Here is a 17,163-nt window from a genome sequence, read left to right on the forward strand (position 1 = left end):
TCTAAAACATATATGACTAATGTAATTAAAAATCCAGTAATAAATGTTGAAAAAGTAACAGAAAAAAAGATAGTATTACCAACTGAAAAATTATTTGTAAATATGGATGATTGTTTTATATCTTCATTATTTGAAAATAAAAAACAAAAAAATCGTATTCGTACAATTAGTGCAAATAAAGGTAAAGATTTAGAAAAATCTACTAAAAGTAGAAATGTTTTAAAAGATAAAAAAATTACTTATATGAAAACTAAAAATGGTCAAAGAATTAAAAAACAAGAATTTATTAATAAAATTTATGAATTTCTTGATTTACAATATATTTATAAAAAAGGGGCACATCAAGTTAATGGTTAAATTTAATAAGAACTTAAATGAGAGATAACACTCTCATTTTTTAATTGTTAAACAATTATAATTAATTATTTTATTAAACCAGCACTTTATTAAAGTAATTAATTATTACATAACTAAATAAAAAAAATTATTTAGACTATTGTGCTGGAATATTCCAATAGTAATTTTTGTGTTGCTCTTTTACAATTTGATATTTTTTTGGTTCCCTTCCCCTAGAACCCCTACCCTCCAAGGCTTTGCTACTTACAGTAGCAAAGCCTTACGTATAGTAGATAAGTAGTTAGTAGTATATAAGCCTTTTTTATCACTGTAGGTGATAAGGCTTATACATAGAAAGGATACGTAATGATTAATGTTAATTTAGATATTAAAAATAAAATTAAAGAAACAACTAAAGGTATGTTATTAGAAATTGGTGAATATGAAACATGATTTCCTATTAAAGATACTATTATTGATGAAAAAAATAAAAAAATAGCATTAAAAATAATTGAAGATTTTTATTATAAATTAGGTAAAAAATAAATTACAAAATATATTAAAAGTGTTAAAGGTAGTGATATTTTAAAATATATTAAAAATATTCCAAATATTACTAGAAATGAAAATGAATTAATATCTTGTGAATTTTATGAACAATATAATGGTTATTATATTTTTAAAAATGATAAAAATCAAGAATTTTTTAAATATAACATTACATGATAACAAGGCATGAAAAGTTTTAAAATAAATAATCCATATAACGATAATTATTTAGCAATTAATTATATTGTTACACCAATGAAAGATATAAATACTCATAATGAAAAAATATTTTATTTAAAGTATTAAAAGAAATTAATATGTTATTAAATGTTGAAAAAATAGAATTAATTAAAAATTTATGTAATGAAAAATTACTTAAAAATCAAAAATATATTGAAATAGATGAAATATTAAAAATTATAGAAAGGGATTAATAATTATGGAATGTAGAGAATATAGAATTAAAGGTTCATGTGATATTTGTCATAAAAATTCATCATATGGAAATAGAACTTGTAATAAATGTTTTTATAAATTAATTGGTAAAAATAATGAAATGTAATATTCATAATGAAAAATATATGATTTAGTGAATTAGAAAATACATATTATTGTAATAAATGTATTAATGACATGATTGAAGAAGATATGTATTTAACATCAAATAATTGAGATTCTTTATATGAATATTATATTAATGAATTACAATTAGAAAATTTTAAAGGAGTTTAATAATATGCAAAATAAAGATTTTCAAGATATCAAAAATGATTTACAAATATTTTTTAAAGATATAGAAAATGGTAAATATGGTCAAAGAATTAAAGAATTATTTATGAAAGAAGAAAGTAGTGAATAAATATGACAGCAGCACCTAAAAAGAAACCAGAAGATTTAATGATTAAACAAATTATTATTCATTTAAAATTTACTGAAAAAGATTATGAAAAATTAAAAGAAATTTGTGAAGAAAAAAATATGAAAATTAATGGTTTTATAAGAAGTTTAATTAAAAAGCAATAAATAGAAAGAGTGATTATAATGAATAATTTATATAAAAAAATACTTAAATTACAGTTAGAAATTGGTAGTACACCTAAAAATGCTTTTAATAAATTTGGAAATTATAAATATTGATTATTAAGTGGTATTTTTAATAAATTTAAATTATTATGTAAAGAATTAAATATTGTTATTACACATGAATATATATTAACAACTGATAGAAAAATAAATTATTTAGATACTAAAGAAGTAGAAATAACTTATTTTAAAAGATATATAATTATTGATTTAGATAATGATAAATAATTAAAATATTTTGATATACTTGCTTGTGCTAAAAATACAGATATAGCAAAAGCAAAAGGTAGTGCAGAAACTTATGCTTATAGATATTTCTTAATGAATTTACTTTTATTAAGTGAAGATGAACTTGACCCAGATAATGATAGTGTTAATTTAATTCAAAATAATAAACCACAAAATAATTACGTTAATAATATAAAAACATCTAATGAAAAATGAGAACCAAGTCAAAAACAATTAGATTATTTTGAAAAATATATGATTACAAATACAGTTTTATTTGATGAATGTATAAGAGAAGATATGGAAAAATTAAATTCAAGTAATAATAAAGATTTTTTAATATTAATGGGTGAAAATTATTTAAAAGTATTATTTGATAAATTTAAAGAAATTCGTGAAAGATTTAAAAATTTAAAAAATAATAATAAAAATGAGTATAGAAATTATGAATAATTATTTACTTTCAATTGACCCATCAATAAAAAATACTGGATTTACATTATGAGAAAATAAAAAACCAATATGAATAAATAGTTATATTTTTAAAAATTATAATTATGATTGAGAAAAAATACAAAAACAAATAAGTTATTTAATTGATATGAATAAATATGATTTATTAATGGAACGTGGTACTTTTCATTCAAAAAATGGTATTGGAACTCAAGAACATTTACGTGGATTTATTGCAGGAACATTTAATAAATTATTAACAAAAGATATGTTAATAAGTCCAAGTGAATGAAAGAAATGATATGAACATTATGACCCACCAATTTTTTGATTAAGACCTTGAGATAAAGAATTAAGTATATATGTTGCTGAAGAAATTATTAAAGAAAATAAATGAAATATAACAGTTAATAATCATGATGAAGCAGATAGGTTATTAATTGGTTGATATTATTTAAATAAGGAGAATAAATAATGGAATTAAAATTTGATATGGATATTTTTACAAAAAATGCAATTATTGAATCATCAGAAAATTTAAAAAAATTAAAACAATTAAACATATCAATTAATTTATGTAATTGTAAAAAGGATAATAATTAATGCAAAAACAAAAACAAGAAAAAGTATTACTTAAATGTATTGTTAAAGATTGTAATAGTAAAGTATTAGTTACTTTAAAAAATTTAGATATAGAAAGTAGTATAGAACAATTTTTTAATATGTGTTTTTTTCATAAAAAACAATTTAAAAATAAAGTTAAAGAAATAAAAGAATATTATAAAAAAGTTTAAACAAGTATAAAAAAAATAATGGTGTATAATAAAATTATAAAACTTAATATAAGTTTTTAACTCATTACTTTATTTTAAACTATATGGGATTTTTTTTAAAATAAAGAGGAAAGAGGTATAAAAAAATGAAATATTTTAATCCAAGTTATTGATTTAAATTATGAGTATTAACTGCACCATTATTTAATGATAAAACACAAGGTATTAATGCTAAGTCAATTGATAATAAAAAGATTAAAGATTGAGCTAACAACAATACCACTAGTTTAGAATCAATAAATGAATTAAACAGTTTTACAAATATAAGTAATTATCAAGTATATAATTTAAATGAAACAAATCAAAATATTAATCCAATTTATCAAACAGATTTAGAAACAAGTAAACATAAACATCGACATAAAAAAAGTAAAAGAATTAAAAAACAAGTTACACCAAATCCAAGACCATCTAAAGAAATTTTTAAATTAAATGAAAAATTAATTATTAATGAAAATAATCGAATAGAATATCAAACTAGTTTTCAAACTATTATTAATGAATTAGTTGATAGAGGAGTATTAACAAGAATTAGAGATCTAAATGTATTAGTTAATGCTAATTTTATTTTTGAAGATAATACTATTTTTGCTTTAAATCCTGAATCAAATTATGGTTATTTTAGATTACCAGTTGCAATTCGATGACAACAAAATACACAAAGTATTGAAAATAATTTAGAATTAGTTTTAAGAACAGATAATTTATATCTTCAAGGATTTATAGTTAATAATAATTATTATCATTTTGATTTTAGAAATATCAATATGAATATGCAACCACAAGCTGTTAGAGATGGTTCAATTCCTCTTTTAGAACGAATTGAAGGAATACAAAATAATATAGTGTTAAATGGAATTAGTCCAGATTACAGGGATATGATACGTGAAAACGATGAAAATATTTATTGAAGTAATATTTTTGGTTCTTTTTTTCAATTGATAAATCGTATGGATTATAATTTTAATGAGCAAGGAATTTTGATAGAAGGTGCTTTAGGGAATTTAGCTAGATCTTTGGGTGATGTAATTTTAGTTACTGCAGAATCATTAAGATTTTGATCACTTCATACTCATATTATTCAACAATTAGTTAATAATAATCAATATATTACTTTAGGACGTAATAATCGCAATCCTATTTACAATACATTAGTTAATTGAAGTGAAGAATCTCGTACTCAATCTCTTATAATAGATTTACTTTCAACTCCAAATGATAGAAGACCTAATCCAAATTCAAATCAAGAATCAAGAAATATATTGACTGAATTTGGCTATTTAAGAAGAAGAGACGATGAAAATTTTGTAAATTTCTTATCAAGAATATTAATTTTGCCAATAAATCAACTTACAAATATTCTGGCACATAGCAATATTAGAATTATATTATCTTATTTTATTAAACCAAATTTAAATAATTGTAATAGAAGACAAGCAAGACAAATAACAAATAATAATTATTGACATGAAAAATTTTGTGATTTAAAACCACAAATTGATAAAATTCAAGGAAAAATAACTACAATAAAAATTTTAGATGAAAATAATAAAGGTAAATTAACATCAGGAGAGGTTTATGTTGGTACAACTAATGGTTTTTATTTAATTCATAGTAACGGTGATGTTCAAAAGTTTAATAATATTGATGAAGAAGTAACAAGTATAAAAGTATTTGATAAAGATAAATTTTATATAATAACAAAAAGAAATGAAATTTATTTTTTGAGAACAGATAGACTTTCAAATGATGGTCTTTTATTTGGAGAAATATTAAATAATGCTGAAAGTTGTGATTTAAATAAAGAGATAAAATTGTATTATAATGATTATAAAAGTAATGTTCAAATTAATTTTAAATCAGATTCAGATGATTATAATACACAATTTAAACTTTTAAATTTAAATAAAATAAATCCTTTAAATTATAAAAAAATAGATTTTTTGGGCGATGTTGATAATAATTGTTGAGGAACAATGACTTCATTTTGAAGGGGAAACAAAATTTGAGTTTATACTAATAATTGTGCATCAGGTACTGGTGATGTTCAAAAATGAGAATTAAATGGTGAAAATAAAAGTATTAAAAAATTTTTAAAAGATAGAAATAATGAATTTCATGATATCATTGAAAATACAAAAAACCAAGTATCACCAAATAAAGAACAAATATTACAAAAATTTAAAGATACAACTATATCCAATTATGAAATAGTAAATCAAAGATTTGGTTTAACTTGATATTGAGAAAACGATAATTATTATTTAAAAGTATTTACATTACAATATTGCCCTAGATGAAAATGATGTGATATAAAATTAGGTAATGGAATTAGATTATATAATGATGACTTAGATACAAGTTCAAAACAAAAAAGAGAAATAAAAAATGAAATTGAATGAAATAATGATTTCTCAAAATCAATTAATAATGAACAAAATTTACTAGTAATTAATAATACTAATCTTGTTAAAAGTAATATAACAAGTTTATAATAAAATAAAAAAAGAGATAAAGATGGACAGTAGTATTATTACAATTATTATAATAATTGGTGTTATAATCTGATTACTATTAACAATTTTTGGTATAAAATTATGTAATAAAAATAATGCACTTGGAATTTTATTATTATTTATTTCATTAAATATTTTTGGTTTAATTTTAGGTTGTTGTTTATTATATAATAAAAGAAAATAATATTTTTTGATAATTTTAATATTAATGTATAATAACTAAACTTACCTAAATAAGTAAGTATAATAATTCTAACTGTATATGATTAGGTTGGCACCTAATTAAAAAGTTACCATATAGGTAACTTTTTTTATCTTGTATTTAAAATAATCTTATAAACATTTGATTTAATATTAGATATAAATCTTTCTCCATAAAATATTCCTTGATTTAAATTATATCTTCCTTCTATTTTTGCTAATGTTCCTTGCAAATAAAATGTTCATTTTAAATTATTATCTTTTATAGTCATACCAATCGAATTTTTATTTACAATCTTACTAACTGAAAGAGTTTTTTTCCTTTAAAGTAAAATCATAACTATTAAAATTATAATCAGTAGTTGTTTTACCATAAATATAACTTATACCTGTTCTATCTTGATTATTTGCATGACCTCAAAAAATTTCATCTATAGTATTTTGTGTTGCATAATTTCTTAAAATTAAATCTTTTAAATCAATAGTTATACTTGTATCTTCATTTTTCGCAGGTTTAAAAGTTTCAGTTGTAGAAAAATTAGCTTCAAATTGTGCATTATGTATATTCTCAATAGTTTTAATATCATAATTATAATAAAAAGTAATTGATTTATAATATCTTTTTAAATCATTAAAAGATTTAATTAATAATGTAGGGTCTAATAAAGATTTTAAATCAACTTCACAATTAACTAATTTATTTGAATTTACATTTCATCAATTATCAAGATTATCTTTCACCGGTATTGAACTTGTATCTGTTAAAGGTAAATTATTTGCTGTCATTTCTATTTTTAAATCTGGATTAATAATTATTGTTTTTTCTATATTTTGTGGACTTGGTGGTAATATTTTTGCTGGATAACTAAAAGTAGTTTCTTCACTTTCTTCATATTCATCATGATTTAACTTATATAAAGTAGTTCAATTAAAAGCATTACTAGTCAAATAACCCATATTATTATAACGAAATTGAGCAACTGATATTTCATTATAATCACCTTGATAAGTAAAAGGATTATCACTATAAAATGTATGTCTTTCTTCACCTTGATGTAATGATTGAGTTACAATTGTATCAATAATATAAGCATAATTTGAACCATCAATAACATCATTTGCTGTTGGATTTCATTGACAATTAGTATCTTCATTTGTAAAAGGACTTGCTATATCTAAAAACTCAGTATCTTCTGCTAAAATATAAACTTTATTATTTTTCTTTTGTGATAAATCAACAGTTGATATTTGTTCTTTAATTTCTAATTTCTTACCAGTAGTAGGGTTTCATGGATAAACACTTATTCTATCACTTAATTTCATTGTCATAGCAGTTGTTGAAACATTAGCACCTAATAATTTACCAATAGTAAAATCATTATTATTTGTAAATACATTTAATGGAATTAAACCACCATTACCAATAATACTTTCTAAATTACTTGTAAAAAATGCACTCATAAAACCATTAAAATATAACATTTTTTTATATTGTCGAATATTTTGAGTAATAACTCAACTACTTCATATACCTAATGTTAAAGAATTTAATAATTTAACAATTAAAGGAATATCACTTAATGCAAAAGGTAATCATTGATTACTATCATAAGGCATTTGTATTAATGGAGAAAATACAACAATATTAAAATTTAATATTGCTGACATATATTTTTGTGATATTTTACTATAATCAACAGTTGAACTTCCTATAATTAAATGTGTATCTGGGTCTTTATATTTAAAATTACTACTCATATCTACATTATAATTACCAGAGATATTATTTATATTTCACTCTGAATCTCAAAAGAATTTAGCATTACCAATTGCTGTTCCATTACTTTTTGTTGCTTTATCTTTATCAAAAGAAAGCATACCTTTAAAATCTTTTGTTACAAATAAATTATCTTGAAAATTTAATGAAGTTTTTAATCATTCTGTAAAATTTTTAAAATTAGTAAATCCAGTAGGTTTAGCATCCATAATATTATAAAATGTTGTTTCTGGATGACTACTTGTTGTTATTTTATCATTTATACCAGCAAGTAAACCACCATTATTTTTAATATTAGTTGTAGATTTTTCATTATTACCAGCAATAAATAATCTTCTTGAAGCAAATACTTTACTTTCAAATATTTCTTCATTATTTTGTTGTATTGGTTCTTGACCTTGTATTATTGGTCTTACATAATAATAACAACTTGATAATAATTCTAATCCATAACTTTGTCTATGACTATATCTTACTCCTATATCTTTCATTAAAGTACGATTTAATGTTACTTTTCCTTTTTGAATAGTAGTAAAAGCATAACCACTACCCGGGCTTGCATATTGTACAAAATCAAGTGTATTTTGACCACTAGAAACTACTATATCATTTAAACTACTAAAAGTTAAAAATTGCATAATAAATGCACCATTATAAGGACTATAATAATTTGTTACATTTGAAATATATAATAATTGTCTATCTTGATTTTTACCACTATTACCACCAATATTTTCATTTTCATCATTAAATACACAAAAAAATTGTAAATAATCATCAATTGTAATATGTTCTTCAAACATTACTAAAGTATATTGTCTTTTAGTTTGTACTGTTTTAAATATTTGATTATTTGGTAAATTACTAAAATCAACACCACTTGTATCATCAATTAAATAAGCATTTCAATAATCACCAATTTTATATTGTTTTGTATAAAATTCATCTTGACCTGTAACTTTATGAGTTACTGGGTCAATTTTACCTTTATTTTTTTGATATATTTTTGTACTATTTTTTCAAATACATACAACTGGAGTATTACCAGTTAATATTAATTCATATTGACCAAAATAACTTATTTTACTATTAATTGGTTTATAACCAGTTTCAGTTAAAGGTATTGCACCATTATTTATAATAAATGGAAATATTTTTCAATGTGATTGTTTTTTAATCATTATTTGTTGCATATTTAATCTCATGTGAGCGTGTTTCATTAATTGTATTTGTTTATGTCTGCTCATTTTCATTATCTCCTAAATCTTTATTTAATTTTTGATTTTCATTAATAATATTTTCTAATTTATTTTCAGCCATTAATTGGTCAATATTATCATATTCACCAATTGCTTCAATTATTGTCATTGTGCCATTATTTAATCTTGAATTAATAATTTGGTCTTGTACTATTTGGTCAGTCATAGCAATTGGAATAAATTTAAAACTATAAGGTCTTTCTCCAATACCATTTCATAAATTTTCACTAATAAGTAATAAATCAAATATACGATAAAAATAAGCACTATAAAATGCTATTTTTATTTCTGTAGTTTCCATATCATATTTATTATTAAACATACTTTGTGTTTTATTAGTATAAACATCATTACCATGTTCATCATAATCATAACCAGCACCATTAAATATTGCTTTAGCAGTACCATTATAATCTAATCAATATTCATTAAATTTTGGGTCACCTTGAATAATTTGCATACCGCCATTACCATTTTTATCATATCCAGCACTACCAACATTAACAAACATATCTTTTTTAGGATTTTCTGCAATATTACCATTTTCTTGCATTTCTTTAACTGTTTCATTATCTAATGCAGCAAATAAAGTAGTAACGTTTAATTCTCTTTCTAATCTTTTTTGTCTAATTACACGATTTAAATCTCAAATAAAATCTCATACTGGTGTACAATCTGGATAAGCATTTAAAGTAGTTGCATTACCATATAAATTTATTATTGGTAAATTTGTTATTTCAAAAATAGGTATATAATTAAATGGATTTTTAATTTCATAAATTTTTAATGGAATAATATTTGGTTTTAATTTTGTTCTTGTAGAAACTAAAATAATATCTTTATTATTATCTTTATATGTTTCATATTTAACTTTTCCATTTTGTATTGTTACTCATGTTAAAGTTGCACTATCTGCTTGTTCATTAATAAAATAAAATTCTGCTGATTGTTCTTGTTCATTATATTTAGCAACTCTACCACAAAAACTATTAGGTAATATTTTAAGTGATTTACTATTATCTTCATTAACTATAATCATAACAAATACTTTACCCATTAAACTATTTTGTAAACCAAATTTATAAAATTTTTCTAATCATTTATCTTTTAAATTCATTTCATTTAAATAATCTAATATTTCTTTTTTACTTGAATTAAATAAAAAACCTTTACCTAATCATAATTTAGTTGATTTTTGAGCAATAATCATAGGTATATCAATATATCAATTACTTTTATCACAACTTAAATATTCCATTGTATTTATCATAATTCATCACCATTAAATTTATTTTTATTAATTAATAATTTATTAGGAAATTATCCCTACATGTACTAGTGTGGAGGAAAAAATGAATTGAAATGAATTCAATAGCATATTTCAAAATGAAAACGATTGTTTGAAATATATAGCGAAGTTGAAAGTAATGAAATGATCAGGTGTGCTTCTTCTAGTTTGAATGTTTCTGATTTAAGAAGAATAAGATGTTTGAAATGTCATCAAACATTTAGTATTCTTCATGACACAATTTTTCACAAGTCACAAACACCTTTGACATCTTGGTTTTATCTCATCTTTAGATGAATAAACACCAAACATGGAATTCCATCAACAGAGGTTGCAAGGGAATTGGGTGTGAAATATAAAAAAGCTTGAAGAATGGGTCATGAAATCAGAACTAGAATTTGGAATCAAGATGCAGGGTTCATTGATGATGGCACAGCACAGATGGATGAAATGTATCTTTCACATGTAGGTTTTATTCAAAAAGGAAAATCCTTGTTGAATAAAACCTTGATTGTTGGAGTTTATGAGAAAACCAGCAACAAACTAATTGTGAAAGTATTGAAAAAAGCAGATGAGAAAAACCTTTTATGATTTGCATTGAAACACATTTCTATTGGGTGTTGTTTGTTTACGGATTCTTGGAAGGGATATGGAAGTTTCAAAAACTTCTATCACAAACATGAAATCGTAAATCATGAAGTTGGGTATGTGTCATCAACAGGTGTAAACACAAACCAAATTGAATCTGCATGAAAACACATCCGACGAACTTTCCGAACACACATAAAAGTTTCAAAACACAATATTCATTTATATGCAAAAGAAGCTGCATATAAATTCAATAAGATACCTAGTTTTGAAACTATAATTTTGTGTTTGATTTAGATACATGCGGGGATAATTTCCTAGATAGGCTTTTATCTCCATTTATGTGATAAAATTTAAAAATAGTACATAAAGGGATAAAAGCCATTTATTATTAATACCATTAATTAATCATTTCATTTCATGCATTAAAGCATAAATATCACTATCTCAAGTATCATAATGTAAATCTAACATTTTAGGAGTATTATTATTACTATCTAATTTCTTTTTATCTAATCATTGCATTAAACTATATTGTCTTTTAGTTTCTGGACATTTTTCTCAATTAAAACTAATAATATTTTTAAGCATACAAATTGTTGTAAAATCAATTCTATCATTTAAATATAAAATTGATTTATCTACTGCTATAAATTTTAATCATGTTATATTACGTTTTTTAACTCAACTTTTTAAAACATCAATAAATACTAATCCACCATTACCATAATCAACATAACAAATAAAACCAAATAACATTGCTATATAACGTTTACTTTCATTTAAATAATAATTAATAATATCATTTGCTAAAGTATCAGTATCTTTATATTGCATAGTAACATTACTATGATAAAATTCACTTTCTTTATGCGCTCTTCTACTATTTTCATTTTCACCAATAAATCATAAACTTCCAGCAGTAGGATGACCACTTGAACTTGTTGCCATACCAATATCTAATCCACCAGTTAATCTTTCTACTTGAAAATCTAATTTAGTATTTACTTTATCTAAATATCTTGCAAATATAGCACCTTGTAAAACACTAGGTACACCATAATATCAACTTTGTGCTTTAATAGGGTCTAATACTTTTAATTCTTCTAAATCATTAATCATATCTAATGTTAAATTATGAGCATTTACTTTTCAATTTGAATAATGAAATAATTTAAATATATTATTATCAAATACTGAATTAATTTGTTCATTATTAGTTTTCATAATTTCTAAATTAAAAGGTACTATTTTATTAATATATTCAATAAAATATTGATAAATATTATCTGGATTACAACTTCTAATTTTAATTATTTTTTTAGCATTACCTAATGCAAATGTAATTGCTTGAAATTCAGCTTGACTAAATTCATTTGCTTCTTCACATCATTCAATTGCTAAATCAAAACCTTTTATTTCACTTCTAGAAAGCCCTTTTAAAGGTATTCTATCATTACTATTACTATATACACCCATAACTCTAATAAATGATTTTGAACCTTTAAAACGAAAATCTTCTTGTTTATTTGGATATTTTAAATTATAATCTTTATAATCATTTAATCCAATTGTTATTAAAGCATTATATATTTCTTTAACTAAATCATTAATATCTTTATTTAATTTTCTAAAACAATATATAGCAATTGATTTATTATTTTTAATTGAATTAGCAATACTATATGTTTTACTTGAATATCTACTTCCACTTAAATTATATTCACTATGAGTAAAATCACTTTTATTTAATAATCAATAACTAATTTCATGTAAATAAGTAAATTCTTTATTAATAATATTATTCCTGTAATTCTTCTAATTTTAAAAGTTGACCATATCTTATAGGGTCACTAACAATAGCAATTGTATCCTTCTGCATTTGTAAAGAAAGCATTATTCTACCATTAATATTATCTCAATCCAAAGTTTGAACCTCAGTATTTAACTCACCATATAAAAATTCTTTACAAATAAAAGCAAATTTTTTAATACTTGTTTGACTTTAAAAATTGTAATAAATTTTATATTTAGTATTTGTTTTAAAAATATATTTAATGTGATTTATATTAACTTTTGTTCCAACTTCTTTTCATTGTGGAATACTTGGAATTGGTTGTATTTTATTATCAACATATCTTTTATTTACAGCATCTTGTGGTTGTGTAGGGTCTCCTATATCAACAATTATAGTATTATTTGAAGTAATAATTCTTTTTTCTTTATGTTGAATAATATTAGGAGAATTAGGGTCTATTATTCATAATGATTCACCAATACCACCATTAGCACTAATAATATCATCATCAATAGTAATATTTTTACCTGCTGTTAATTTATTTTGTTTAATAGTATCTAAATATCCACATTATTCATCTATTTTTATATCAACATATTCTTTAGTACTAGCATCACTTAAAAATGTAGGAGTTCCAACATCAATTATTCTTTTACCATTAACATCAATACCTTTATCATCTTTTGGTTTAATAAAATTAGGATTATCTTTATCAACTTCTCATAATGAATTATCAATATCTGTTTTAATACCAGTAGTATCAATATTAACTATTGGTCTTAATAAATTTTGTGGATGACTAATAGTAATTTTAGTTCTAAAATCTAATGATTTTATATTATTATATGGTATATATGCATTTAATGGACTATCTTCACCACAATTTGAAATAAATTTATTAAATCAATTATTTTTTTGTGGTTCTATATCTTTTAATTTAAAACCTTTAATATTTGGATATTCTTTAATTTTTCTTAAACAATTAAATACTTCTGGTGGTATAAAATAATGATCATCTGGATTAGTTTCACTATAAGTTAATCCACCTTGACTAATTGAACCTTGACCACGTAAATAATCTACATCTTTAGTTAATAAAAAATCTAACATAATGAGTAGTTGCTGTTTGAATATTATCAGTAAAATCAGTTGGTGTTATTTCTGGTCATTTTTTTGAAATAGTAAAACCACTTAAATAATCAATATTACTAATTGCTACAGATGTTGCAAATCAAATTTCATTATCTGGAGTAGTAACTTTATCAAATAATAAATCATTAAAATATTTAGATGATTTAAATTCTTGAACTGTTATAAATAAAATTGGGTCTTTAATAGCCATAATAATTTACTCCTTAATGTAAAATAAAGGTTATTTAAACCCTTTAAATTTTAAATTTAGTTGCTTTTTGTTTATCTTTTTCAGTTAATTCTTTCTTTTTAGATTTTTGTAATAAAAAAAAATTATCTACTTGTTCTTTATCTACATTAAAATTATCAAGTAATTTTGCAGTTGATGTAGTTTCTAATTGTAAATGAGTATTTAATTGTTTAATATTTGCTGTAATAAATTATAATTCTTTATTACGTTTTAATTCTTTTGCTAAATTTGATTGTTTTGATTTTTTAATTGATTTGCCAAATAATAGAAATGCTAAAGTAATACATATTCCACTAGCAACTGCTCCTCCTATTACTGCTGATATTAATTCTATTGAAAAATTCATTTTTTATTCCTCCGATTGTATTTTATTTGAATGTTGTTTACATAAATGACATTCTTTTTTATGTTTTTTAATTTCTTTATATTGATATATTAAATAAGGACTTGTAATAATAATTGGTATAGTTATTAATAAATATTTAATTAATTTTCCATAATTACCTAATTTAGTTACTAAATTTAATCCAATATGACCAAACATAGGAAATAAAGTTAATATTAAATGGTCTGGTCAAGTAAAATTATATTGATTAGTATAATTACTTATTCCCATTTCTATTGGTATTTTAGGTATTAATCAAGGTGTTATTGTAAAAAATAATGTTATTAACATACCAATAATATGACTTGTTATTTTTAAAATATTTGATATTAAAATTTTAATTTTATCTATATGAGTACTATTTTTATTAAATCAAATCTTATTTAATCTTTTATATTCTTTATTATCTTTTGATATTGGATTAATAGTATTTCATATACCAATTGGTTTAATTGGTTTTGTTAAATCTATATCCATATAATCACCTACTTTCATGTTTTATAAAAATTAGAATTTCTTTTAATTTTTATATATTTATTTGTATGTAAAGATTTTTTTTAATAATTGTTTTCTTTCATATCTTCATTGATTACTTCCTATTTCATTTTTAGATAAAGTTTTATATTCTTTTAATTTAAAAAATCCCTTTTCTAATCTATTAATAAAATTCATAGTTTTTTGTACATTAATATTATTTGGATAAATTACACTAGTATCTTGTGAACCATAATATTTACCTTTTTTTGCTAATTCACTTTTAACATATTTTCTTAATTTACTTGGTAATCATTTTCTATTTCAAAATTTTCAAAATATAGTTCCAGCACCAGTACCATTTTTACCTTTTGCTTGTGTCATTAATATTCATATTTCTTGTGGAAATGTCGGATAAGTATATGGACCATATCATATTTGTTTTTTATCATTATCACTTTGAAATAATGTTGTTAAAGTTCCAATTTTTAAATTTTTATTATCAACAATAAATCTTTCTTTTTTAAATCATGAACTTGATAATACTTCTCATGCATTATCTGGTATTTCTTCTTCATTTTCTTTAAATAAATTATTAAATTTATTTACATAATTTTTAACTGTTCTAATTTCTGTTGGCATAATAGATTTTTTAAAACTATTTATTGGATTTTTAAATTTATTAATTTCATGTTGAAGTATACTTAATTCACTTGGTTTTAATATACTTATTAATTTTTTAAGTATATTTGGATTTAAAAATGAATAAGGTTGATGTATTTCATTTTCATTAACATTTTCACTATAAAATACTGCTTTTAATGATTGATTTTTATAATAATTTTTTAAAGCATTTATTAATGCTAATTTAATATCATTACTTGCTAATGCATAATATATTCATTCAATAATTAAAGGAAACGTTATAAACTCATATGATTATAATCTCAAGTTAATGAACCATTATCATCATTTAATGGTACTTCGCTCATATTATCACTACCATATTGAGTATTTGTTTCACTATTAATTGAAAATCTATTATCATTGATTAACTGTGCTGTTTCATTTGTAAAACTTGTTTCTTGCATTTCTACATCAAATTTTCTTTCCATAGGTAATAAATTATGAATAATTTCACTTGCACCAGCAACAATAGTTGGAATGGCATAAGCATTATTAAAATCATTATTAATACCCATAGCAACTCCAGAAGATATTAAACAACCACCAGTTGCCATATTTGCTATTTTACGTATAGTTTCAAATCTATTTGGAATTAATTCTAGAATTCCACTAATAAGATTTGAAATACCATAAGCATTTAATGAAATATATGTATCTCAATCCATTAAATGATTATCAGTAGTATTAGTAGTACTTAATAATAAATCTGGTGGAAAAGGGTCAACAGTAGTAGTTGTTATTGGATTTTCTGTTGGATTTGGATTAATTGAAGAATTAGTAAATTTACTATAATTTTCTAAACCAATTGTTCCTAATCCTAATAATATTTTTTTACTACTATTAATTAATTTAGTTTTAGCAGTTGGTCTTTGATTTAAATTTCATATATCTAAACCTAATTTTTTACCAAATAATAAACTATTAATTGAACCTAATATTGGATTACCTATAAGTTGACCATAATATGCAGAAATACCTATCATACCAGATAATGGACTTATTGAAGAACGTATTATTTTTAATAAAGTATAGTTACTCAATTGTGTATTCTCAGAATTTTGTTGTGGCATATTTATTTTCTCCTTTTAATAATTGATTAGTTTTTTTAATTTGAATTCTAACTGTTCCTTGACAATTTATATTATTTCCAACACATATAGCAAAATTATCATGTACATCACTTAATATAAAATAATCATTTCTTAATTTAGGAAATTCATCTAATAAAATTGCTCTTATATCATTACTTGTAGTTAAATCTTCTGGTTTAGGAGAATAAATAGTAATATGTGCTTTTTCATTAAAATATTTATATATAAATTCCATA

26 protein-coding genes are annotated in these 17,163 nt (G+C 21.7%); 14 read left to right on the forward strand and 12 right to left on the reverse strand.

Translation table 4 applies throughout. The features are described 5' to 3' along the window. Positions 1 to 12 precede the first annotated feature (12 nt). From AC6I4F_RS08930 to AC6I4F_RS08985, 12 genes are all read left to right on the forward strand, one after another. Positions 13 to 357: a hypothetical protein gene (locus AC6I4F_RS08930; RefSeq protein ID WP_497873664.1), complete on the forward strand. Its 345-nt coding sequence runs from the start codon at positions 13 to 15 to the stop codon at positions 355 to 357. Positions 358 to 702: 345 nt separating this feature from the next. Continuing rightward, complete coding sequence (locus AC6I4F_RS08935; protein WP_497873455.1) at positions 703 to 882, forward strand: hypothetical protein; 180 nt, start codon at positions 703 to 705, stop codon at positions 880 to 882. Positions 883 to 1,324: 442 nt separating this feature from the next. Then, complete coding sequence (locus tag AC6I4F_RS08940; protein ID WP_497873665.1) at positions 1,325 to 1,447, forward strand: hypothetical protein; 123 nt, start codon at positions 1,325 to 1,327, stop codon at positions 1,445 to 1,447. Between the two features lie 8 nt (positions 1,448 to 1,455). Next, entirely contained in the window at positions 1,456 to 1,617 is a 162-nt protein-coding gene (locus AC6I4F_RS08945) for a hypothetical protein (protein ID WP_497873559.1), read from the forward strand. Between the two features lie 4 nt (positions 1,618 to 1,621). Then, on the forward strand, positions 1,622 to 1,744 hold the full coding sequence (locus AC6I4F_RS08950) for a hypothetical protein (protein WP_497873666.1): 123 nt from the start codon (positions 1,622 to 1,624) through the stop codon (positions 1,742 to 1,744). Positions 1,745 to 1,746: 2 nt separating this feature from the next. After that, positions 1,747 to 1,908, forward strand: coding sequence for a hypothetical protein (locus tag AC6I4F_RS08955; protein WP_497873667.1), 162 nt, complete (start codon positions 1,747 to 1,749; stop codon positions 1,906 to 1,908). Between the two features lie 18 nt (positions 1,909 to 1,926). After that, entirely contained in the window at positions 1,927 to 2,196 is a 270-nt protein-coding gene (locus AC6I4F_RS08960; RefSeq protein ID WP_497873668.1) for an ERF family protein, read from the forward strand. 42 nt (positions 2,197 to 2,238) lie between these two features. Continuing rightward, positions 2,239 to 2,649, forward strand: coding sequence for an ERF family protein (locus AC6I4F_RS08965; RefSeq protein WP_497874696.1), 411 nt, complete (start codon positions 2,239 to 2,241; stop codon positions 2,647 to 2,649). Next, complete coding sequence (locus AC6I4F_RS08970) at positions 2,642 to 3,124, forward strand: hypothetical protein (RefSeq protein WP_497873669.1); 483 nt, start codon at positions 2,642 to 2,644, stop codon at positions 3,122 to 3,124. The genes AC6I4F_RS08965 and AC6I4F_RS08970 overlap by 8 nt, the downstream gene beginning before the upstream one ends. Then, positions 3,124 to 3,252: a hypothetical protein gene (locus tag AC6I4F_RS08975; RefSeq protein WP_497873564.1), complete on the forward strand. Its 129-nt coding sequence runs from the start codon at positions 3,124 to 3,126 to the stop codon at positions 3,250 to 3,252. Before AC6I4F_RS08970 ends, AC6I4F_RS08975 begins: the two co-directional genes overlap by 1 nt. Beyond that, positions 3,252 to 3,443 carry a hypothetical protein gene (locus AC6I4F_RS08980; RefSeq protein ID WP_497873670.1) on the forward strand — a complete coding sequence of 64 codons (192 nt, stop codon included), beginning with the start codon at positions 3,252 to 3,254 and terminating at the stop codon, positions 3,441 to 3,443. Before AC6I4F_RS08975 ends, AC6I4F_RS08980 begins: the two co-directional genes overlap by 1 nt. Before the next feature lie 125 nt (positions 3,444 to 3,568). Beyond that, complete coding sequence (locus AC6I4F_RS08985; RefSeq protein WP_497873671.1) at positions 3,569 to 5,977, forward strand: hypothetical protein; 2,409 nt, start codon at positions 3,569 to 3,571, stop codon at positions 5,975 to 5,977. 332 nt (positions 5,978 to 6,309) lie between these two features. Here AC6I4F_RS08985 and AC6I4F_RS08990 read toward each other — a convergent pair whose 3' ends face one another. The 3 genes from AC6I4F_RS08990 to AC6I4F_RS09000 are packed head-to-tail and all read right to left on the reverse strand — an operon-like array spanning position 6,310 to position 10,505. Next, positions 6,310 to 6,471 carry a hypothetical protein gene (locus AC6I4F_RS08990; RefSeq protein WP_497873672.1) on the reverse strand — a complete coding sequence of 54 codons (162 nt, stop codon included), beginning with the start codon at positions 6,469 to 6,471 and terminating at the stop codon, positions 6,310 to 6,312. Positions 6,472 to 6,499: 28 nt separating this feature from the next. Beyond that, entirely contained in the window at positions 6,500 to 9,223 is a 2,724-nt protein-coding gene (locus AC6I4F_RS08995) for a hypothetical protein (protein ID WP_497873673.1), read from the reverse strand. Continuing rightward, on the reverse strand, positions 9,210 to 10,505 hold the full coding sequence (locus AC6I4F_RS09000) for a hypothetical protein (protein WP_497873674.1): 1,296 nt from the start codon (positions 10,503 to 10,505) through the stop codon (positions 9,210 to 9,212). Before AC6I4F_RS09000 ends, AC6I4F_RS08995 begins: the two co-directional genes overlap by 14 nt. Before the next feature lie 82 nt (positions 10,506 to 10,587). Between AC6I4F_RS09000 and AC6I4F_RS09005 the strand changes: the two genes are divergently transcribed. Next, entirely contained in the window at positions 10,588 to 10,710 is a 123-nt protein-coding gene (locus AC6I4F_RS09005) for a hypothetical protein (protein ID WP_497873675.1), read from the forward strand. A gap of 254 nt (positions 10,711 to 10,964) precedes the next feature. After that, positions 10,965 to 11,408, forward strand: a complete 444-nt coding sequence (locus tag AC6I4F_RS09010) for a transposase (RefSeq protein WP_497874697.1) — start codon at positions 10,965 to 10,967, stop codon at positions 11,406 to 11,408. Positions 11,409 to 11,450: 42 nt separating this feature from the next. Here AC6I4F_RS09010 and AC6I4F_RS09015 read toward each other — a convergent pair whose 3' ends face one another. From AC6I4F_RS09015 to AC6I4F_RS09055, 9 genes are all read right to left on the reverse strand, one after another. Beyond that, positions 11,451 to 12,590: a hypothetical protein gene (locus tag AC6I4F_RS09015; RefSeq protein WP_497873676.1), complete on the reverse strand. Its 1,140-nt coding sequence runs from the start codon at positions 12,588 to 12,590 to the stop codon at positions 11,451 to 11,453. Positions 12,591 to 12,912: 322 nt separating this feature from the next. Continuing rightward, complete coding sequence (locus AC6I4F_RS09020; RefSeq protein ID WP_497873677.1) at positions 12,913 to 13,038, reverse strand: hypothetical protein; 126 nt, start codon at positions 13,036 to 13,038, stop codon at positions 12,913 to 12,915. Between the two features lie 441 nt (positions 13,039 to 13,479). Beyond that, positions 13,480 to 14,019, reverse strand: coding sequence for a hypothetical protein (locus AC6I4F_RS09025; protein ID WP_497873678.1), 540 nt, complete (start codon positions 14,017 to 14,019; stop codon positions 13,480 to 13,482). Next, positions 13,997 to 14,251 carry a hypothetical protein gene (locus tag AC6I4F_RS09030; protein ID WP_497873679.1) on the reverse strand — a complete coding sequence of 85 codons (255 nt, stop codon included), beginning with the start codon at positions 14,249 to 14,251 and terminating at the stop codon, positions 13,997 to 13,999. Before AC6I4F_RS09030 ends, AC6I4F_RS09025 begins: the two co-directional genes overlap by 23 nt. A 229-nt stretch (positions 14,252 to 14,480) precedes the next feature. Then, on the reverse strand, positions 14,481 to 14,636 hold the full coding sequence (locus AC6I4F_RS09035; protein WP_497873680.1) for a hypothetical protein: 156 nt from the start codon (positions 14,634 to 14,636) through the stop codon (positions 14,481 to 14,483). 3 nt (positions 14,637 to 14,639) lie between these two features. Continuing rightward, the gene (locus tag AC6I4F_RS09040) at positions 14,640 to 15,152 is read right to left on the reverse strand and encodes a hypothetical protein (protein ID WP_497873681.1); all 513 of its coding nucleotides are present in this window, start codon (positions 15,150 to 15,152) and stop codon (positions 14,640 to 14,642) included. A gap of 57 nt (positions 15,153 to 15,209) precedes the next feature. Next, positions 15,210 to 15,791 carry a hypothetical protein gene (locus AC6I4F_RS09045; protein WP_497873682.1) on the reverse strand — a complete coding sequence of 194 codons (582 nt, stop codon included), beginning with the start codon at positions 15,789 to 15,791 and terminating at the stop codon, positions 15,210 to 15,212. 281 nt (positions 15,792 to 16,072) lie between these two features. Beyond that, positions 16,073 to 16,906: a hypothetical protein gene (locus AC6I4F_RS09050; protein WP_497873683.1), complete on the reverse strand. Its 834-nt coding sequence runs from the start codon at positions 16,904 to 16,906 to the stop codon at positions 16,073 to 16,075. Continuing rightward, complete coding sequence (locus AC6I4F_RS09055; protein ID WP_497873684.1) at positions 16,869 to 17,162, reverse strand: hypothetical protein; 294 nt, start codon at positions 17,160 to 17,162, stop codon at positions 16,869 to 16,871. The genes AC6I4F_RS09050 and AC6I4F_RS09055 overlap by 38 nt, the downstream gene beginning before the upstream one ends. Between the last annotated feature and the right edge of the window lies 1 nt (position 17,163).

The organism is Spiroplasma ixodetis, from assembly GCF_059729505.1.